Raw genomic sequence first — 20,272 nt, forward strand, 5'->3', positions numbered from 1 at the left:
AAGTACCAGCTCACGCGCCGCGACTGGGCCGCCGCCGAACGCGAGGGCCGCACCATCGCCCCGCTGCTCACCCGCCTCAACACCGTCCGGCGGGAACACCGGGCACTGCACCAGCTCAGAAACCTCCGCTTCCACCACACCGACAACGACGCGCTCATCGCGTACAGCAAGCGCAGCGGATCCGATGTCGTGCTGGTGGTGGCCAACCTCGACCCGCATCACGCCCAGGAGGGCACGGTCTCGCTCGACATGCCGCACCTCGGCCTGGACCGGCACGAGTCGGTGCCGGTGCGCGACGAGCTCACCGGCGAGACCTACCACTGGGGCAGGAACAACTACGTGCGCCTCGAGCCGGGGCGGGCTCCCGCGCACGTCTTTCACGTCCAGTCCCCGCCCGCCGCGCACGCGACCCCAGGGGCAGGAACGTCATGACCGTGAACGAGCCCGTGCCGGACACCTTCGAGGACACCCCCGCGAGGGACCGTGACCCGGAGTGGTTCAAGCGCGCCGTCTTCTACGAGGTGCTCGTCCGCTCCTTCCAGGACAGCAACGGCGACGGCGTCGGCGACCTCAAGGGCCTGACCGCGAAGCTGGACTACCTCCAGTGGCTCGGCGTGGACTGCCTGTGGCTGCCGCCGTTCTTCAAGTCCCCCCTGCGCGACGGCGGCTACGACGTCTCCGACTACACGGCCGTGCTGCCGGAGTTCGGCGACCTCGCGGACTTCGTGGAGTTCGTCGACGCCGCCCACCAGCGCGGCATGCGCGTGATCATCGACTTCGTCATGAACCACACCAGCGACCAGCACCCCTGGTTCCAGGAGTCGCGCAAGGACCCCGACGGGCCCTATGGCGACTACTACATGTGGGCCGACGACGACAAGGGCTACCCGGACGCGCGGATCATCTTCGTCGACACCGAGACCTCGAACTGGACCTTCGACCCGGTGCGCGGCCAGTACTTCTTCCACCGGTTCTTCTCCCACCAGCCGGACCTCAACTACGAGAACCCGCGCGTCCAGGAGGAGATCCTGGCCGCGCTGAAGTTCTGGCTGGACCTGGGCATCGACGGATTCCGGCTGGACGCGGTGCCCTATCTCTACGCGGCCGAGGACACCAACTGCGAGAACCTGCCCGCCTCGCACGCGTTCCTCAAGCGCGTCCGCCGCGAGATCGACGCCCTGTACCCGGACACCGTGCTGCTGGCCGAGGCCAACCAGTGGCCCGAGGACGTCGTCGACTACTTCGGCGACTACGCGAGCGGCGGCGACGAGTGCCACATGGCGTTCCACTTCCCGGTCATGCCACGCATCTTCATGGCGGTGCGCCGCGAGTCCCGCTACCCCGTCTCGGAAATCCTGGCCAAGACCCCGGCCATCCCCTCGGGCTGCCAGTGGGGGATGTTCCTGCGCAACCACGACGAGCTCACGCTCGAGATGGTCACGGACGAAGAGCGCGACTACATGTGGGCCGAGTACGCCAAGGACCCCCGCATGCGCGCCAACATCGGCATCCGCAGGCGACTGGCCCCGCTGCTGGACAACGACCGGCACACCATCGAGCTGTTCACGGCCCTGCTGCTGTCGCTGCCGGGTTCGCCGATCCTGTACTACGGCGACGAGATCGGCATGGGCGACAACATCTGGCTCGGCGACCGCGACGCCGTCCGGACCCCCATGCAGTGGACGCCGGACCGCAACGCCGGCTTCTCCACTTGTGACCCGGGCCGCCTCTACCTCCCGGCGATCATGGACCCGGTCTACGGCCACCAGGTCACCAACGTCGAGGCGTCGATGGCCTCGCCGTCCTCGCTGCTGCACTGGACCCGCCGCATGATCGAGATCCGCAAGCAGAACCCGGCCTTCGGACTCGGCTCGTACACCGAACTGCCCTCCTCCAACCCGGCGGTGCTGGCGTTCCTGCGCGAGGCCCCCGTTTCCGGGGACGGAGGGGACGACCTGGTGCTGTGCGTGAACAACTTCGCGCGGTTCGCGCAGCCCACCGAGCTGGACCTGCGCGAGTTCGCGGGGCGGCACCCGGTGGAGCTGTTCGGCGGGGTCCGCTTCCCCGCCATCGGCGAGCTGCCGTACCTGCTGACCCTCGGGGGCCACGGCTTCTACTGGTTCCGGCTCACTCGAGTCGCATCCCGCATCGGCCGGCGACTGTGAGCCTGCGCCGAGACAAGGAGGCGTGACCATGCCGAAGACCGCATCCCTGCGCCCGGACCTCGCGCGCCTGGCCGAGCCCATGGAGTCGCTCGGCGGGCTGCTGCGCGACTGGCTGCCCCGGCAGCGCTGGTTCGCGGGCAAGGACCGGCCGGTCACCGAGCTCGGCCTGCTGTCGATGACCGAGCTCTTCCCGGGCTGTCTGCATCTGCTGGTCCACGCCGGTCACGCCGGCCACACGGGCGTGCCCTCGCCCGGCGGGGCTCCTGCGGCCGGCGACTGCTATCAGCTGCTGCTAGGCGTGCGCGAGCACCCCTCGCCGCGGCTGGGACGGGCGCTGATCGGGCGGGTGCAGGACGGGCCCCTGGCCGGCCTGACCGTCTACGACGCGCTGCACGACCCCCGTTCGGCCCAGCTGCTGCTGGACCTGCTGCGGCATCCGGGCACCGCGGGCCCCCTGCGCTTCGACTGCGACCCGGACCAGCCGGTGCCCGCCGGACTGGTGCCGCGGCTGCTGGACGCCGAGCAGTCCAACTCCTCGCTGGTCTACGGCGACGAGTACATCCTGAAGGTCTTCCGGCGCATCCAGCCGGGCGTCAACCCGGACCTGGAGGTGCCGGGCGCGCTGGCCCGACAGGGCTGTCACCGGGTGCCCGCGCCCGTGGCCTGGTTCCAGACGAACCATCCGTTCAAGGCCACCCTCGGCGTGCTCCAGCCGTATCTGCGGGACGCCTCCGACGGCTGGACGCTGGGGCTGAACGCGCTGGCCGCCGGGGACGACTTCACGGCCCAGGCCCGGGCGCTGGGCGCGGCCACGGCGGAGGTGCACCTCGCGCTGGCGTCGGCGTTCCCCGTCGGCGGGCCCGGGGAGAACGGGCAGACGGCGGCGGCGATGATCGAGCGGCTGGACGCCGCCGCGCACTGCGTGCCCGCGCTGCAGCCGTTCGTGCCGGGTCTGCGGACCGCGTTCGCGGCCCTCACAAGCTGCGATCCCGGGCCGCCCGCCCAGCGCATCCACGGTGACCTGCACCTGGGTCAGGTGCTGCGGGCGGGGCGCGACTGGTTCGTCATCGACTTCGAGGGCGAGCCGTCCCGGCCGCTCTCCGAACGGCGCAGCGCCCACTCCCCCGTGCGGGACATCGCCGGGATGCTGCGTTCCTTCGACTACGCCGCCCGGCAGCGCCGCCCCTGGCGCCCGGAGTGGGCCCGCCGCTGCCGCGAGGCCTACTGCGCGGGCTACGCGGCCCGCGCCGGCTGGGACCCACGCAAGAAACACGGACTGCTCCGCGCCTATGAGACGGACCGGGCCGTGTACGAGGTGCTGTACGAGGCACGGCACCGCCCCGACTGGCTGCCTGTACCCATGGCGGCGATCGAGCGCCTCGCCGTGAGAGGAGACTGAGCCGTGGCCCTGCGCGACACCTCAATCCCGGAGCCGTCCGGCCCGGTCCCGAGCACGACCGCCCCCGCCCTGAGTCCCGAGGACCGCGGGCGCCTGCTGGCGGGTGCCCATCACGATCCGCACGCGCTGCTGGGTGCCCACCCGGCGCCCGGCGGGATCGTGTTCCGGGCGCTGCGCCCCTTCGCCCGCGCGGTGAGCGTGGTGATCGACGGCCGGCGCACTGCCCTCGTCTCGGAGGGCGACGGCCTCTTCTCGGGCGTGCTGCCGCTGGACGCGATCCCCGAGTACACACTGCACGTGGCGTACGAGGCCGGTGAGCAGGAGACGCCCGACCCGTACCGCTTCCTGCCCGCGCTCGGCGAGCTCGACCTGCACCTGATCCGCGAGGGCCGCCACGAGGAGCTGTGGACGGCGCTCGGCGCGCAGCCCATGACCCACGAGGGCGTGACCGGCACCCGGTTCACGGTGTGGGCGCCGAACGCGCAGGGCGTGCGGGTCGCCACCGACTTCACCCACTGGGACGGCACGCAGTTCCCGATGCGGTCCCTGGGCGCCTCGGGCGTGTGGGAGCTGTTCCTGCCGGGTGTCGGCGAGGGCACGGCGTACAAGTTCGAGATCCACTCCCGGTACGGGCACCGCTTCCTCAAGGCCGACCCGATGGCCCGGCGCTGCGAGGAGCCGCCCAACACCGCGTCGATCGTGACGGTATCGCACTACGAGTGGGGCGACACCGAGTGGATGAGGCACCGCGCCGACACGCCCGTGCACGAGGCGCCGTTCTCGGTGTACGAGGTGCACCTGGCGTCGTGGCGGCCGGGGCTGACCTACCGGCAGCTCGCCGAGGAACTCCCTGCGTACGTCAAGGACCTGGGCTTCACGCACGTGGAGCTGATGCCCGTCGCCGAGCACCCCTTCCACGGCTCCTGGGGTTACCAGGTCACGGGGTTCTACGCGCCGACGTCCCGGCTGGGCACGCCGGACGACTTCCGGTTCTTCGTCGACGCCTGCCACCGGGCCGGCATCGGCGTGATCATGGACTGGGTGCCGGCGCACTTCCCGAAGGACGACTGGGCACTGGCCCGGTTCGACGGTGAGCCGCTGTACGAGCCCGGTGACGACCGGCGTGCGGAGCACCCGGACTGGGGCACGTACGAGTTCGACTTCGGCCGCACCGAGGTGCGCAACTTCCTCGTCGCGAACGCCGTGTACTGGTGCGAGGAGTTCCACATCGACGGGCTGCGCGTGGACGCCGTCGCCTCGATGCTCTACCTGGACTACTCGCGCGAGGACGGCCGGTGGGAGCCCAACGCCTACGGCGGCCGTGAGGACCTGGCGGCGATGGGGTTCCTCCAGGAGATGAACGCGACCGTGTGCCGGCGGGCGCCGGGCGTGGTCACCATTGCGGAGGAGTCCACCGCCTGGGGCGGCGTGACCCGGCCGACCGACACCGGCGGGCTCGGGTTCGGGCTGAAGTGGAACATGGGCTGGATGCACGACTCGCTGGAGTACATCGCCCACGAGCCGGTGCACCGCAAGTACCACCACCACGAGATGACGTTCTCGATGGTGTACGCCTACAGCGAGAACTACGTGCTGCCGATCTCCCACGACGAGGTCGTGCACGGCAAGCAGGCGCTGGTGTCGAAGATGCCCGGCGACTGGTGGCAGCGGCGCGCCACCCACCGTGCCTACCTCGGCTTCATGTGGGGCCACCCCGGCAAGCAACTGCTGTTCATGGGGCAGGAGTTCGCGCAGGGGGCCGAGTGGTCGGTGGAGCAGGGCCCGGAGTGGTGGCTGCTCGACGACGGCTACCACTCGGCGGGTGACCACCGGGGCGTGCGCGACCTGGTCCGCGACCTGAACACCGCCTACCGGGGGACGCCGGCGCTGTGGCAGTGCGACACCCGCCCGGAGGGCTTCCGGTGGGTGGCGGTGGACTCGGCCGACGACAACGTCTTCGCGTTCCTGCGCTACGACGCCGAGGGCCGTCCGCTGCTGGCGGTGTCGAACTTCTCCCCCGTCGTGCGGCAGGACTACGGCCTGTGGGTGCCGGGTGACGTCGTCGCCTGGGAGGAACGTCTCAACACCGACGCCACGCGCTACGGCGGCAGCGGCGTCACCAACCCGGATCCGGTCAAGCCGGAGGACGGCCGTGTCCACATCACGCTGCCTCCGCTCGCCACGGTGTGGCTGACGCCGTTCGCCCTGTGAAGTCCTGTCGCCCCGGCAGGTGTCCCACCCCCCTGTGAGGGGCACTGGGGGTCGTACCACCGGGAGCACCCGGTGGTACGACGCGGCAGGGCACAGAAGGGCGGGCATCAGGTGCGCACCGTGGGTGTGGAGGAGGAACTACTCCTGGTCGATCCGGAGACCGGGGAACCGCGGGCGCTGTCCGCGGCGGTGCTCGCCCGGGCGGAGAAGGACGACGCGGGTCAGGACGTCTTCGAGAAGGAACTCCACGAGCAGATGCTGGAGTTCGCCACGCATCCGCAGTCGTCCATGGAGAGCCTGCGCGCGGAGATCGTCCGGTGCCGCAAGGAGGCCGCCCGGCACGCGGGGGAGATCGGCTGCACCGTGGCGGCGCTCGCCACCTCACCGCTGCCCGTCAGCCCGGCCATCGGCGTCAACCGGCGCTACCAATGGATGGAGGAGCAGTACGGCATCGCCACCCGGGAGCAGCTCGTCATGGGCTGCCATGTGCACGTGTCGGTGGAGTCCGACGAGGAGGGCGTCGCGGTCGTCGACCGGCTGCGGCCGTGGCTGCCGGTGTTGCGGGCGCTCAGCGCGAACTCGCCGTTCTGGCAGGGCAAGGACACGGGGTACAGCAGTTACCGCAGCAGGGTGTGGGGGCGCTGGCCGTCGGCCGGCCCGGCCGAGATCTTCGGCTCGGCGGAGCGGTACCACCGTCTGATCTCCGACATGGTGGCGACCGGCGTCATCCTCGACGACGGGATGATCTACTTCGACGCGCGGCTGTCCCAGCAGTACCCGACGGTGGAGATCCGGGTCTCGGACGTCTGCCTGCACGCCGACACGGCCGCGTTGATCGCCACCCTCGTCCGCGGGCTGGTCGAGACGGCGGCGCGGGAGTGGCGGGCCGGCCGGGAGCCGCTCGGGCACGGTGTCAGCCTGCTTCGGCTGGCCGACTGGCAGGCCGCCCGCTCCGGCGTTTCGGGCGCGCTGCTGCACCCCGAGACCATGCGGCGCACGTCCGCCGAGGCCGTGGTCGGTGCCCTGCTGGACCATGTCGAGGAGGCCCTCGCGGGCACCGGGGACCTGGAGCGGACCCGGGCCGCCTGCGAGGAACTGCTGAGGAGGGGCAACGGCGCTCAGGTGCAGCGCGCGCTGATGGAGCGCACGGGGAATCTGCGGGACGTCGTCACCGAGTGCGTCCGCCAGACGCAGGCGTGAGGCGTTCCGTTCTGCTCGGGCACGGGGTTCAGAGGATCAGGACGAAGACGTAGGCCAGGAAGAACGCCGCGATCAGCACCGCGATGACGATGATCACGGTCAGCGGCGCCCCGGCCCATCCCCTGGTCGGGTTGTGCGTCTCCCGGGGCAGCGTTTCCGGCATGCTGCCCTCCGCGGGCGGGGTCTCGCCCGGCGGTACTCCGCCGCCGGGTTCCCGACCGGTGGTGCGTTCGGGTTCCGGATCGGGCTGATGTGAGTCATGTCCCCCGGGTCCCCTCATCACGCCCAGATCATCGGCGGGTCCACTTCCGTATTTTCCGACCCCGAAGGGTCCTGACTCGACTACATTCGAGCACCGCCGATGACGGTACCCGTCGGCAATGTCACACCCCGTACACGTCAGGAGCAGTGCATGCGCGACCTCGCCCTCGCTCCCCCGGCCGTGGCGCCCCTGACCGGCGGGCTCGCCGACAGCGTCTTCGAGACGGCGGACCGCGAACCGACCCGGCCGATGCTCGCCCGCCGGGCCGATCCCGCCTCCACGACCTGGGAGGAGGTGACGGCGATCGAGCTGCGCGACCAGGTGGTGAACGTGGCCAAGGGACTGATCGCCTCCGGGATCGCGCCGGGCCACCGCGTGGCGATCATGGCGCGCACCCGGTTCGAGTGGACGGTCCTGTGCTACGCGCTGTGGGCCGTGGGCGCCGAGGTCGTCCCGGTCTACCCGACGTCCTCGCGCGACCAGGTGGAGTGGATCCTGCGGGACGCCGGCTGCGTGGCCGTGGTCGTCGAGGACGAGCAGGGCGTCATGACCGTCGGCTCGGTGTGCGCGTCGCTGCCGCTGCTGCGCCACGTCTGGCAGCTGGACGCGGGCGCCCTGGAGGAGCTGACGGACCGCGGGGAGTTCATCCCGATCGCCACGGTCGACTCGATGCGGCGCATCGTGCTGCCGGACTCCACGGCCGTCATCGCCTACACCTCCGGCACCTGCGGACACGCCATGGGCTGCGCCCTCAGCCACCGCAACCTGGCCGGCCCCTGCGACACGCTGCTGGCGGGCTGGGGGCACACGGCGGCGCCGCGCGGGGAGCAGGGCTCCGTGCTGGCGTTCCTGCCCTTCTCCCATGTGTACGGCCTGATGATCCAGGGGCTGTGCGTGCGTGGCGGGCTGCTGATGGGGCACCAGGGCGATCTGAGCGGTGAGGCGCTGTCGTCGGCGCTGCTCACCTTCCGGCCGACGTACCTCTACGCCGTCCCGTCGGTCCTCGAGAAGATCTACAAGAACTTCCTGCGCACGGCGCAGCAGGGGGGCCACGGCGGACTGTTCGAGCGGGCCGCGGAGACGGCCCGGGACTTCGCTGCGGCCCTGGAACGCCAGCGGCTGGACCGCGGCCGTGGGCCCGGCTTCGACCTGCGGCTCCAGCACGCCCTGTACGAGCGCACGGTGTACCGCAGGCTGCGGGCGGCGCTGGGCGGGCGGGTGCAGCGAGCGACGTCCGGCGGCTCCCCCCTCAGCCGTGATCTGTCCCTGTTCTACGAGGGCATCGGCATCTATGTGCACGACGGGTACGGCCTGACGGAGACCGCCGGCGGGGTGACCATGCAGCCGCTCGGCCGGGAGAAGTCGGGGACGGTCGGGCAGGCCCTGCCCGGCATGGAGATCCAGGTGGCCGAGGACGGGGAGATCCTGGTGCGCGGCCCGTCGGTGTTCCAGGGGTACGTGGGCGACCAGGCCGCCACCCGGGCCGCGCTGCGTGGCGGGTGGCTCGCCACCGGGGATCTCGGGCGGCTGGACGCGGAGGGCTATCTGACGATCACCGGCCGCAAGAAGGACATCATCATCACCAGCAGCGGCAAGAGCGTCGCCCCGCTGGCCCTGGAGCAGCGGCTGCGGATGCACCCGCTCGTCCACCAGGCCGTGGTCGTGGGGGACAACCGGCCCTGTGTCGGCGCCCTGATCACGTTGGATCCGGAGTTCCTGGCGCACTGGCGGGCCGGGCTGGCGCTGCAGGGCGAGATGCGGGAGGCCCGGGAGGAGAACGCGCTGCGGGAGGAGGTCGCGCGGGCCGTGGCCGCCGCCAACAGTGTCGTGTCGCCGTCGGAGTCGATCCGGGTGTTCCGGGTTCTGCCGGAGTCGTTCGACGTGACCAACGGGCTGCTCACGCCGTCGATGAAGCTGCGCCGGGACGAGATCGTGCGGCACTACGCCTCCGAGATCGACGCGATGTACCGGTCACGCAGGCGTCCGGGGCGGCCGAGCGCCCCGGACGAACCTTCGAACTGGGACGATTCCGACAATGTGTTCCGCTGAGCGTGCGGCCGGACGCGTAGGCCACGCCCACTCGGGAACACGCAACAGTGGCGACGCAAGAGAAAGGACGACAGCCCTGACGACAGCTCTCGCTGACGCCCGGGCCGGAAAGGCGATATGTCAACCGAGCCGCGTGGGGACGACGCCCTGACCTCCGAGGAGATCCCGAGCCGCACGAACAGTTTCGTGGGCGAGCCGCACGACGTGACAGGTGCGCGGCTGGCCGCGGAGGAGTTCTTGCGTGATCTGGCACGCTCCGCCCCGCCCTCTGCCCCCGAGTACTGGGACGACATCCTGCTGGTGGTGACGGAACTGGCCGCCAACGCGGTCCAGTACGCCCCGGGTCCGTTCGCGTTGCGGATGCGCCGGACCTTCGACGGGGTGCATGTGGTCCTGCACGACACCAGCACGACGGAGCCCGCCCCTCGCCCCTTCGATCCGCGCAGCGGCGGCGGGGGCATCGGCTGGCACCTGATCCACACGCTCTGCGACCAGGTGAGCGTGGTGGCCGACGACCGCGGCAAGGACGTGCACGTGTTCTTGCCCTGGTGAGACTTGCCGTGACGCGTCTTGCCTTGCTGGTCTTCTCACCCTGACGAGCCGGGAGCGTCACGGGCGCCGTGCGCCCGTGACCGGCTCAGACCGAGGCCGTCTCGCGCGGCGGCAGCCGGTCGTAGTAGTCCCCCACCGCCCGCAGGTACTCCTGGTCCCTCGTCTCGCTGTCGGTCTGGAAGCGGGGCGCCGCCTTGGCGTCTGCCCTGCTGCAGGCCAGTGTGACCTTCCTCCCCTGTGTGTCGATGCCGGTGACCACTCCGGCCGGCACCAGGACGCTGCGGCCGAACACCCAGACGCCGGTGTCGACGACCAGGTGCCGCATGTCGTGCGGGGCTGCCTCCCGGTCCACGTGCCCGATCGTGCCGTCGGTCGCGGCGACGGCGTACCCGGTCAGGTCCTGCCCCTCGGTGTGACCGCTGTCCGGCGCGTACGACCAGATTCTGTCGATGGCCACGCTGCCCCATCCTCCCTGGCGATGCGCTGATCGCGATTGCTGCGGCGGACGCCTCGCGTCCGACCCGTTCCACAGCAGCAATTACCCTGCTGCCGCAAGCGCATTCGGCGCGCACACCTGCGACCGCGGGCGACTTCCGGCGGGCCGGTCCCGACGATGCTTCCGGGGACGGGGCATGGAGGGTGGATTCCGGGGTAAGCGCGGGGGCGCGGTGACATCCGAAGCCCGTCCGTGAAGGGAGGCGCATGAGAATCGGCATTCGAGTCCGGAGAACGACCCGGATCCCCTCGCACCGCGGTCATCCCCAGAGGTGACCAGCCCAGGCCGTAGCACTTGTTGGAGGTATCCGTGCCCCTCGCCCAGAACCCGCTGTCCGTGGAAGTCGAACTGCCCCGGGAGGACGTGGCCCTGATCACGGTCGACGGCTACCTGGACGTCGACACCGCGACCGAGTTCCAGGCCCATCTGGCCAACCAACTCCACCACGGCCGACGGCATTTCCTCATCGACCTCTCGTCCGTGCCCTTCATGGACTCGTCCGGGATGAACATCATTCTCCGGGTGTACCAGGAGACCCGTAAGACCGAGGGCAGCATGCACGTCATCAGCCCGACGCCGGCCGTGCGGCGCATCCTCGATCTGACCGGCGTCAGCATCACGGTGCCGATATCGGAGAGCGTCGACGAGGCCTTGGCCCGTGTCGACGCGGGGCCTGACCTCCCGGAGGAGCCGAGCGTCTGACGGTCCGGGTCCCCTCGGGTACGGCGCCGGCGAAGACCGGTGGTCCGGTGCCCTCGCTCCGCCGTGCCCGGACGGCGGCTCACCCCTTCGCAGGCCGGAAACGGCGGGCGCCGACCGCCGTTTCCCCGGACCGGATCGGTTGCCCCGGAGCAGGTGTCGTGCGAGGTCGGCGCACGGTTAGAGTTGTCGCCCGGCAAGTGTCACATCGCCGTCTCGTTGCCAGAAGCGGGCTCGGTCGACGCAACGCGGATGAGGAGAGAACCAGGTGCCGGAGCACGAAGCGGACGGACAGCTCGCCACGCCCACCGACGAGGTCAGGGACTTCCTGCACCGCCGGCGTGAGCAGATCGCCCAGCGGTGGGCGGACGAGCCCCTGTTCCGCACCGTGTTCACCGTCTCGCGCGACGAGGCGGTGGAAGCGGGCAAGGCCGTCGTGGACGCGCTGGCCCAGGTGGCCGACTCGGGCCAGGTGGAGAACCCGGACGCCGCCGGTTTCAGCGCCGTGCGCGAGCAGCTGGGCCGGATGGGAGCGGCTCGCTCCCGTGCCGGGCTGAGCAACACCCAGGTCTCCAGCGAACTGGCCGCCCTGCGGCCGCCCGTGGAGAACCTGCTGGCCGCCGATCTCGAGCAGGCACCGCCCGAGCACCTGCGGGCCTGTTCGACCGCGCTGACGGTGCTGACGGGCACCCTGCGGCTGGTGGCCATGCAGACCGCGCTGAGCGAATGGCAGGCGCTCAGCGACCGGCAGCGGATGCAGCTGATGGAGGTGGCCACGCCCGTCATCCGGCTGTGGGACGGCATCGTGGCCGTGCCGCTCATCGGGACGCTCGACAGCGCCCGCAGCCAGATCGTGATGGAGACGCTGCTGAACGCCGTCGTCGACCAGCACGCGCGGTTCGCGATCCTCGACATCACCGGGGTGCCGACGGTCGACTCGCTGGTGGCGCAGCACCTGATGAAGACGGTCGCCGCGGCGCGCCTCATGGGCGCCGAGTGCATCGTCTCGGGCATCCGCCCCGCCATCGCGCAGACCATCGTGCATCTCGGCCTGGACCTGGACGTGATCACCCGTGCGAGCCTCGCCGACGCGCTGGGGTACGCGCTGCACCAGCTCGGCGCGGACATCGTGAACTCGGGTGCGGGTCTGCGGTGAACGACGCCCACCCCCGTCCCGTGGCCGGCCATGTGCCGGTCCTCCGGCTCGGCGACGTCCTGCTGGTCACGCTCCAGGGGGACCTGCACGACAGCACGGCGCAGCAGCTCCAGCAGGACCTCGCCGAGACGATCTCCCGCACCGGGGTGCGCGGGGTCCTCATCGACATCTCCGGTGTGGAGATCGTCGACTCCTTCCTCGGCCGGGTGCTGGCCGAGATCGCCGCGCAGGCCGGGCTGCTGGCCGCGCGCACCGTGGTGGCCGGCATGCGCCCGGCGGTCGCCATCACCCTGGTCGAGCTGGGTCTGACGCTCCCGGGGCTGAGCACCGCGCTCAGTGCCGAGGCCGGCATGGAGCTCCTCTCTCGGCAGGCCCCGGTGACCCGCCCCGGCAGCCCGCGTCAGGAGAGTCCGTGATGCACACCGCCGCGGGCGTCGAGGCCTGCCTGCCCATCCGGTCGGACATGGACCTGGTGTGGGTGCGCCAGCACGTACGGCAGGCCGCTGCCCGGCTCGGCTTCGGCCTGGTGGACCAGACCAAGCTCGTCACCGCGGCCAGCGAGCTGGCCCGCAACACCCTGGTGCACGGCGGTGGCGGACAGATGGAGGCGACGCAGGTCGGCAGGGCGGGCGCGCAGGGGCTGCGGCTGGCCTTCACCGACGAGGGGCCGGGCATCGCCGACCTCGGCCTGGCCCTGAGCGACGGCTACACCTCCGGCGGCGGTCTGGGGATGGGGCTGAGCGGTGCGCGGCGGCTGGTGCACGACTTCGACATCGACACCACGCCGGGCTCGGGCACCACGGTGCGGGTGACCTGCTGGGTGGGCCGGCCGCCGCGCCCGCGCGAGGAGGTCTGAATGCCGCGCGTGTGGGACGTGCCGGTGCGCGACTCGACCCGGGTGCGCGACGCGCGGGTCGCGGCGGAGCACGCCGCCGCGCTGGCCGGGCTGGACGAGCGGCGCACCGCGGCGGCCGCGCTGGTCGCGACCGAGCTCGCCACGAATCTGCTGAAGCACGCCGAGGGTGGCCGGGTGCTCATCGACGTCGTGACTCCGCCGGTGCCGTGGGAGGGCCGGGAGGGGTCCCGGGCGGTGCAGATCGCCGCGATCGACCACGGCCCGGGCATCGCGGACGTGCCCGCGGCGCTGCGCGACGGCTTCTCCACGAGCCGCTCGCTCGGCGCGGGCCTCGGCACGTGCCAGCGCCTCTCCGACGGCTTCGCCCTGCACAGTGCCCCCGGCCGCGGCACGGTCGCGGTGGCCCGCGTGAGCACGACGCCCCGGGGCGGTGAGACGTCGGTGCACCCCGAGGACGGGGTCGCCGCCGGCGGGCGGTGGACCGACGGCGAGCCGCCGTTCGGCACGGCGGCCTGCGGCGGCCTGACGGGCCACGCGGCGGTGTCCGGCAGAGTGCCGGGCTTCGCCGGACAGGCTCAGGGCACCACGGGCGGTCCCGCGCCGGCGGCGGGCCGTGCGCAGGCGGCAGCGCGGGGGCCGTACGAAGCGCCAGGTCGAGCCCACCGGGGTACGGGCGCGCCGGTCCCTCCGACAGCACCGGGCCTCGCCCTCCGGCACACCGGTACGCCGATCCCTCAGGCGTCGGCTCACGGGCTCGCGGACGCAGGCACTCCGCCCCCTCGAGCGACACCGGCTCACGGGCCGGCGGATGCGGGAACCCCGGGGACCGACCGGGCTTCCCGGACGGCACGGGCCCACGGTCTCGCGGACGCCGGTGCCGACCCGGCCCGCCGTACGGCACCGGTCGGCGGCTCCCCGGATCCCAAAAGCGCCCCGCAGACCCGTTCCTTGCCGGTCACAGGAGTACAGGCCGGTGGGGTCAACATCCCCTACGGCGGAGCCGAGTACTCGGGGGACGCCTGGGCGTGGGTCCGGGCCGGGGACCGGGTGACGTTGATGCTGGCGGACGGGCTGGGGCACGGGCCCGAGGCCGCACACGCCTCGTCGGCCGCGGTCGCGGCGCTGTACCGCTGGGCCCACCTCTCCCCCGCCGAGTCGCTGGGGCGCCTGCACGACGCGCTGAAGGGCACGCGGGGCGCGGCCGTCGCCATGGCCCAGCTCGACCTGGCGGCCGGGCGGCTGCGCTTCGCCGGAATCGGCAACGTGGGGGCGCGACTGCGCACCGGCGGTACCTGGCACCACCTGCTGTCGCGGCCCGGCATCGTCGGGGTGCACCGGCCCGCCACCCTCCGCGAGGAGGAGGCCGACTGGACGGACGACCCGCTGCTGATCCTGCACACCGACGGCCTGCCCAGCCGCTGGACGCCGCCGTCCGGGCCGGGGCTGCCCGCGGCCGACCCGGCCGTGACGGCCGCCGTGACGATACGTGACACCAGCAGTCCCGCCCGGCCGGTGCGGGACGACACCGCCGTGGCCGTGCTGGCCTCGACCCCGCCGGAACGCCCATGACGCGCACTTGGCAGATCACCACCGTCACCGACGCGGCCCGCGCCCGCATCTCGCTCGCGCGCCTGGCCGCCGCCTACGGTGTGCCCACCGTCGAGCGGACCCGGCTCGCCGCCGCCCTCAGCGCCCACCTGCGCCAGTGCCTCACCAAGGGCGGCACCTGGCGGCTCACCATGGACCTGGCGGGCTCCCCCGCCGAGGAGGGGCTGCTGCACGTCGAGGTGACCCCGTCGCCGGAGGCGTGCGCCGCCGGGGAGCCGCTCTGGGAGGTCACCGTCCCCTGCCCCGAGACGGCCGAGGCCGCCGAGGACGGCACCGTGGCCGCCGACCCCGCCGCCCTGTCGGAGGCGCTGCTCGGCGCCGACGAGGACACGGCCGTGGTGCTGGACAAGCTCACCGAGCAGGAGGATCTGGTCCTCTTCCACCGTGAGGAGCTGCACCAGACCAACCAGGGCGTCCTTGCCCTGCACGCCGAGCTGGACGCGGCCGGCCGGGCCCAGCGCGAGGCCTTCGCCGCCGAGCGCACCGCCCGCAACGAGGCGGAGAGCGCCCGGCGCCGGCTGATGTTCCTCGCGGACGCGAGCGCCGTGCTGACGGCGTCGCTCAACCACGAGGAGATCGTGCGCCGGCTGCCGGACCTGCTGGTGCCGGAGTACGCGAGCAGCGTCGACGTCTGGCTGTTCGACCACGAGGAGGACAGACACCGCTCGGTGCCGCATCCGGCCGCGGCCGTGGTCGCGGCCCGTACCGGGCGGCCCCAGTACGCCGCCGATCACCCCGGCAACCTGCCCGGCGTGGAGGACCAGCCGCCGTCGGCGCTGGAATCCGGGCGGCCGCTGCTGTGTGTGCCGCTGCCGACGCGGCGGGCGCCTCTGGGAGTCCTGACACTGTCGCCGCCCGGCGCGCGCTGGGACCCGGACGACGCGGTGATGCTGATCGAGCTCACCCGGCGGGCCAGCATCGCGATCGACAACGCCCGGCGCTTCGAGCACAACCGCGACATCGCCGAGACGCTGCAGCGCGCCCTGCTGACGGATCTGCCGACCACCCCGGGCCTCAGCCTGGCCGCGCGGTACCTTCCGGCCACGCACGGGCTGAACATCGGCGGCGACTGGTACGACGCGTTCCCTCAGCGGGACGGCGGTCTGATCACCGTCATCGGTGACGTGACCGGCCACGGTCTGCACGCGGCGGTCATGATGAGCCAGCTGCGCACCGCGCTGCGGGCGTACGCCGTCGACGGCGACAGCCCGGGCCGGCTGCTGACCCGGCTGCACCGGTTCCTGCACCATCTCCAGCCGGACCTGTACGCCACCGCCGTCATCGCGCGGTTCCACCCGGACGAGCCCACGCTGACCTGGGCCGCCGCGGGGCATCCGCCGCCGGTGCTGAGGCTGCCCGACGGCACCGTGCGCACCCTCGACGCCAAGCCCGGCGCGATGCTCGGCATCCCGCTCACCCAGGAGATCGCCGACCACACGGAGCGGCTGGAACCCGGTTCGACGCTCGCGCTGTACACGGACGGGCTGGTGGAGCGGCGTGCGCAGGGCATAGACCCGGGAATCGAGCGGCTGGCCACGGCGCTCGGAGCGTCCAGTTCCGCGGAACTGGACGCGGATCTGGAGGGGTCGGCGGACCGGCTTCTGCATCCGTTGCTGAGCGATTCCGAGCGGGACGACGACGTGTGTCTGTTGCTCTGTCATTTCCAAGGCGGCGCCCGCTCCTGACGGCGGGTCCGACCGGCCCGGTGTGCACGCGTTCTTCACTCCCGCCTGGTGCTTTTCGGCCACGGTGCGGGCATGGTGGTGATCGACGCGTTCGTCTGCCCGCCGCGTCCGAGTGGCGCACCGGCGGGACACACGGTGGGATCGAAAGGGTGCGAACCGGCGATCCAGGGGCAGTCGGAAGGCGTTCGAGGCAGACCGCCTGGAGCCGCAGAAAGGGATGAACACCGTGACACGACCCAGGATCCTGGTGGTTGGCGCAGGCTTCGCCGGCGTGGAGTGCGTCCGCCGTCTGGAACGGAAACTCTCCCCGGACGAGGCCGACGTCACGCTGGTGACGCCGTTCGCCTACCAGCTCTACCTGCCGCTGCTCCCCCAGGTCGCCTCCGGCGTGCTGACGCCGCAGTCCATCGCCGTCTCCCTGCGCCGCAGCAAGAAGTACCGCACGCGGATCATTCCGGGCGGCGCCATCGGCGTGGACCTGAAGTCCAAGGTCTGCGTCATCCGCACCATCACCGACGAGATCGTCAACGAGCCGTACGACTACATCGTGCTGGCGCCCGGCAGCATCACCCGGACCTTCGACATCCCGGGGCTGACGGACCACGCGTTCGGGATGAAGACGCTCGCCGAGGCGGCGTACATCCGTGACCACGTCATCTCGCAGCTGGACCTGGCCGACGCGAGCCAGGACCCCGTGGAGCGGGCTTCCCGGCTGCAGTTCGTGGTGGTCGGCGGCGGTTACGCGGGCACCGAGACCGCGGCGTGCCTGCAGCGGCTGACGCATGCCGCGGTCAAGCGCTACCCGCGGCTGGACCCGGGTCTCATCAAGTGGCACCTGATCGACATCGCGCCGAAGCTGATGCCGGAGCTGGGCGACAAGCTCGGCAGCAGCGCGCAGGAGATTCTGCGGCGGCGGGGCATCGAGATCTCGCTGGGCACCTCCATCGCCAAGGCGGGGCCCGAGGAGGTCACCTTCACCGACGGGCGCGTGATCCCGACCCGCACGCTCATCTGGACCGCCGGGGTCGTCGCCAGCCCGCTCATCGCCACGCTCGGCGCGGAGACCGTCAAGGGGCGGCTCGCGGTCGCCTCCGAGATGAACCTGCCGGGCGAGGACGGGGTGTTCGCGCTCGGCGACTCGGCCGCCGTGCCCGACCTGGCCAAGGGGGACGGCGCCATGTGCCCGCCCACCGCGCAGCACGCCCTGCGGCAGGGCAGGCACGTCTCCGACAACGTCATCGCGTCCCTGCGGGGCCAGGCGATGAAGCCGTACGTCCACAAGGACCTCGGGCTCGTCGTCGACCTCGGCGGCACCGACGCGGTGTCCAAGCCGCTGGGGATCGAACTGCGCGGCCTGCCCGCCCAGGCCGTGGCCCGCGGCTACCACTGGTCGGCACTGCGCACCAACGTGGCCAAGACGCGGGTGATGACGAACTGGCTGCTCAACGCGGTCGCCGGCGACGACTTCGTACGGACCGGGTTCCAGGCCCGCAAGGCCGCGCGGCTGAAGGACTTCGAGTACACCGACGCCTATCTGACGCCGGAGCAGGTGCGGGAGCGGGTCGACGGGCCCCGGCCGGACTAGGAGCGGGCCGGGCGGGAGCTTCCGCTCGTGGCATGTCATGCTGAGATACGGATCTTGGTGTGAGTCGGAAGAGAGTGCGGCGGCGTGAGGGCAGCGGGACGCGCGGTGCGGGCACGACTGCGGGACCGGATCGCGGCGTCCGACCCGGGTCTGCTGCGTCTGACGGCCGGGTTGCGAACGGTCGGCGCGATCGCACTGACGCTGGCCGTGCTCTCCCTGCTCGGCGCCGACGTGCACATTCTGGTGGCGGGGGCCATCGCGGCGATGGTCGCCACCTTCGCCATCCGGGAGAAGCAGCTCGGAGCCCAGGCCGTGACCCTGGCTCTGGGGCTTCCGGTGGCCCTGGCCTCGGTGTCCCTGAGCGCGGTGCTCAACACGCGGGTCGTGATCGGTGACGCCTTCTTCGTCGTCCTGATCTTCTGCGCGGTCTACGGCCGCCGCTTCGGCGACCGGGGCACCGCGCTGGGGCTGATCGGCTTCCAGGTCTACTTCCTGTCGCTGTTCGTCGGCGCCACCGTCGACACGCTGCCCGAGCTGTGCGGTGCCATGGCCGTGGCGTTCTGCTCCAGTGCCCTGATGCGCTTCGCGGTCGTGCCCGCGACGCCCACGGGTGTGCTGCTGCGGCTGCGCCTGGCCTTCCGCGCCCGGCTGGCCCAGCTGGTGTCCGCGCAGCTCGAACTCCTCGACGCCCCCGCGGAGGAGATGGACAAGGCGCTTAAGGCCCTGCGCGACGGCACCGCGCGGCTGCACGAGACGGCCATGATGATCCAGGGACAGCTGGAGGAGGGCACCCCGGACGAGTCGGCGGCACGGCTCGTGCAGCGCAGGATCGCCGACGCCGAGATCGCCGCCGAGCGGCTCGGCCTGTTGCTGCTGACCGCCCGCACCGCCGAACGGGCCGACACACTGACCCTGCACCTGCCGGGCGCGCCCGCACCGACGATCGCCGGTCCGGGCATGCCGGACGAGGCCGGAGCCACGCTCCGCCGCGATCTGCTGGCGCTGCACACCCTGGTGCTGCGGGCGGGAAGCGGCGACACGGGCACCGGGCTGGCCCATGTGCGCAACCGGCTCCTCGGCTACCGGGACGAGGAGAACCTGCCGCCCGCGTCGGCGGCCCTCCAGGACGTCTTCCGCGGTATCGGCGAGTCCGCCCGCTCCGTGCTCGGACTGCGGATCGCGCTGGACGGCCCCCAGGACGAGTCGGACGACTCCCCGGCGACGGCCCGTTCCCGCGAGGAACTGGACGCCGAGGACGCCGCGATCGACGGCGGCGGCGAGGAGGCCGAGCAGGAGGAGCAGACCGGACTGCGGCGGCCCACCACCCGTGCGGCCGTGCAGGTCGCCGTCGGCTCGTCGCTGGCCATCGTGGGCGGCGAGCTGCTGTCCACGCAGCGCTGGTACTGGGCAGTGCTGACGTGCTGGATCGTCTTCATCAACACGTCGTCGACGGGCGAGATCCTGGTCAAGGGGTATCGGCGGCTGCTGGGGACGGTGTTCGGCGCCGTGGCCGGCATCGTGCTGGCGGGCCTCGTCGGCAACCACACCTGGACGGCGTTCGCCCTGGTCCTGGTGCTGATCTTCGCGATGTTCTACTCGGCGCCGCTGTCGTACACCCTGATGTCGTTCTTCGTCACCGCGATGCTCGGGCTGCTGTACACACTGCTGCACACCTACAGCCTTCAGGTGCTCGTGCTGCGCATCGAGGAGACGGCACTCGGCGCGGCCTGCGGGGTGGTGGCGGCGGCGCTGGTGCTGCCGGTGCAGACGGATCGCCGTACGAACGAGCTGCTCGGCACCGTGCTGGAGCGGCTGGCCGAGGTCACCGAGGCCGCCGTCGGCCAGCTCAGCGGCGGTCCGGCGGACGAGCTGCTGGACAAGGCGCGCGACCTGGACCAGGCGCTGGCAGATCTGCGGGCCGCGACCCAGCCGCTGACCCACCCCGTCACGCCACTGCGGACCCGGCGCAACACGGCCCGGTACGTGGTGGCGCTGCTGGAGACGTGCGCGTACCACGCGCGGACGCTGGCGGCGACCGCCGAGCTGCTGCCCACACACCCCTCGATCGCGGCGGACCCGCGACTGCGCGGGGCCGCCGGACGCACGGTGCGCAACATCGAGACCATCGCGGCCCGGGTCGCCGACGAGCACGCGGGCGCGCAGGTCGAGACCGGGCCGAGCATCGCCTCCCTGCTGGGATCCGACGCCGGCACACCGCGCTACGGCCGTATCACCGACCGCGTGCTGCGGCATCTGGAGCGGCTGGACGAGGCCGTGGTGGGTCTCGCCCGGCCCCTGGGTGTGCCGGTGGCGGCGCCCAAGGGGTGAGCGCCGCCCGCGGGTGCGGGC

General features: G+C 72.1%; 15 protein-coding genes and 3 pseudogenes. 16 read left to right on the forward strand and 2 right to left on the reverse strand.

Annotated features, from left to right (window positions below):
• The 5 genes and pseudogenes from HDC93_RS28700 to HDC93_RS28720 all read left to right on the forward strand — a co-directional run.
• Positions 1-432: pseudogene (locus tag HDC93_RS28700) on the forward strand (alpha-1,4-glucan--maltose-1-phosphate maltosyltransferase); the annotation flags it as partial.
• Complete coding sequence (gene treS, locus HDC93_RS28705) at positions 429-2,165, forward strand: maltose alpha-D-glucosyltransferase (protein ID WP_185013762.1); 1,737 nt, start codon at positions 429-431, stop codon at positions 2,163-2,165. The pseudogene HDC93_RS28700 and the gene treS, both read left to right, overlap by 4 nt.
• A gap of 28 nt (positions 2,166-2,193) precedes the next feature.
• A complete protein-coding gene (locus tag HDC93_RS28710) occupies positions 2,194-3,564 on the forward strand; it encodes a maltokinase N-terminal cap-like domain-containing protein (RefSeq protein WP_185013763.1) in 1,371 nt (456 codons plus the stop codon).
• Positions 3,565-3,567: 3 nt separating this feature from the next.
• A complete protein-coding gene (glgB, locus tag HDC93_RS28715) occupies positions 3,568-5,775 on the forward strand; it encodes a 1,4-alpha-glucan branching enzyme (RefSeq protein WP_185013764.1) in 2,208 nt (735 codons plus the stop codon).
• Between the two features lie 111 nt (positions 5,776-5,886).
• Complete coding sequence (locus HDC93_RS28720; protein ID WP_185013765.1) at positions 5,887-6,975, forward strand: glutamate--cysteine ligase; 1,089 nt, start codon at positions 5,887-5,889, stop codon at positions 6,973-6,975.
• Positions 6,976-7,003: 28 nt separating this feature from the next.
• Here the strand turns inward: HDC93_RS28720 and HDC93_RS28725 are convergent, their stop codons facing one another.
• Positions 7,004-7,255 carry a DUF6480 family protein gene (locus tag HDC93_RS28725; RefSeq protein ID WP_185013888.1) on the reverse strand — a complete coding sequence of 84 codons (252 nt, stop codon included), beginning with the start codon at positions 7,253-7,255 and terminating at the stop codon, positions 7,004-7,006.
• A gap of 132 nt (positions 7,256-7,387) precedes the next feature.
• Between HDC93_RS28725 and HDC93_RS28730 the strand changes: the two genes are divergently transcribed.
• Positions 7,388-9,286: a long-chain fatty acid--CoA ligase gene (locus HDC93_RS28730; RefSeq protein ID WP_185013766.1), complete on the forward strand. Its 1,899-nt coding sequence runs from the start codon at positions 7,388-7,390 to the stop codon at positions 9,284-9,286.
• Positions 9,287-9,403: 117 nt separating this feature from the next.
• Positions 9,404-9,838, forward strand: coding sequence for an ATP-binding protein (locus HDC93_RS28735; RefSeq protein WP_030844024.1), 435 nt, complete (start codon positions 9,404-9,406; stop codon positions 9,836-9,838).
• A gap of 85 nt (positions 9,839-9,923) precedes the next feature.
• Here HDC93_RS28735 and HDC93_RS28740 read toward each other — a convergent pair whose 3' ends face one another.
• Entirely contained in the window at positions 9,924-10,295 is a 372-nt protein-coding gene (locus HDC93_RS28740; protein ID WP_185013767.1) for a PRC-barrel domain containing protein, read from the reverse strand.
• Positions 10,296-10,643: 348 nt separating this feature from the next.
• On the opposite strand from HDC93_RS28740, the gene HDC93_RS28745 reads away from it, so the two are divergent.
• From HDC93_RS28745 to HDC93_RS28785, 9 genes and pseudogenes are all read left to right on the forward strand, one after another.
• The gene (locus tag HDC93_RS28745) at positions 10,644-11,036 is read left to right on the forward strand and encodes an STAS domain-containing protein (RefSeq protein WP_185013768.1); all 393 of its coding nucleotides are present in this window, start codon (positions 10,644-10,646) and stop codon (positions 11,034-11,036) included.
• 265 nt (positions 11,037-11,301) lie between these two features.
• Complete coding sequence (locus tag HDC93_RS28750; RefSeq protein ID WP_185013769.1) at positions 11,302-12,189, forward strand: STAS domain-containing protein; 888 nt, start codon at positions 11,302-11,304, stop codon at positions 12,187-12,189.
• Positions 12,186-12,605, forward strand: a complete 420-nt coding sequence (locus tag HDC93_RS28755; protein ID WP_185013770.1) for an STAS domain-containing protein — start codon at positions 12,186-12,188, stop codon at positions 12,603-12,605. The genes HDC93_RS28750 and HDC93_RS28755 overlap by 4 nt, the downstream gene beginning before the upstream one ends.
• Positions 12,605-13,045, forward strand: coding sequence for an anti-sigma regulatory factor (locus HDC93_RS28760; protein ID WP_185013771.1), 441 nt, complete (start codon positions 12,605-12,607; stop codon positions 13,043-13,045). Before HDC93_RS28755 ends, HDC93_RS28760 begins: the two co-directional genes overlap by 1 nt.
• Positions 13,046-13,429, forward strand: a pseudogene (locus HDC93_RS28765) (ATP-binding protein); the annotation flags it as partial. It lies immediately after the preceding gene.
• A 585-nt stretch (positions 13,430-14,014) separates the two neighbouring features.
• Positions 14,015-14,614, forward strand: a pseudogene (locus HDC93_RS38805) (SpoIIE family protein phosphatase); the annotation flags it as partial.
• On the forward strand, positions 14,611-16,338 hold the full coding sequence (locus HDC93_RS28775; RefSeq protein WP_185013772.1) for a PP2C family protein-serine/threonine phosphatase: 1,728 nt from the start codon (positions 14,611-14,613) through the stop codon (positions 16,336-16,338). The pseudogene HDC93_RS38805 and the gene HDC93_RS28775, both read left to right, overlap by 4 nt.
• A gap of 217 nt (positions 16,339-16,555) precedes the next feature.
• Entirely contained in the window at positions 16,556-17,923 is a 1,368-nt protein-coding gene (locus HDC93_RS28780; protein ID WP_185013773.1) for an NAD(P)/FAD-dependent oxidoreductase, read from the forward strand.
• Positions 17,924-18,007: 84 nt separating this feature from the next.
• A complete protein-coding gene (locus HDC93_RS28785) occupies positions 18,008-20,251 on the forward strand; it encodes an FUSC family protein (RefSeq protein ID WP_185013774.1) in 2,244 nt (747 codons plus the stop codon).
• Positions 20,252-20,272: the final 21 nt, after the last annotated feature.

The sequence above is a fragment of the Streptomyces sp. AK010 genome, assembly GCF_014207295.1.
GTDB lineage: Bacteria > Actinomycetota > Actinomycetes > Streptomycetales > Streptomycetaceae > Streptomyces > Streptomyces massasporeus.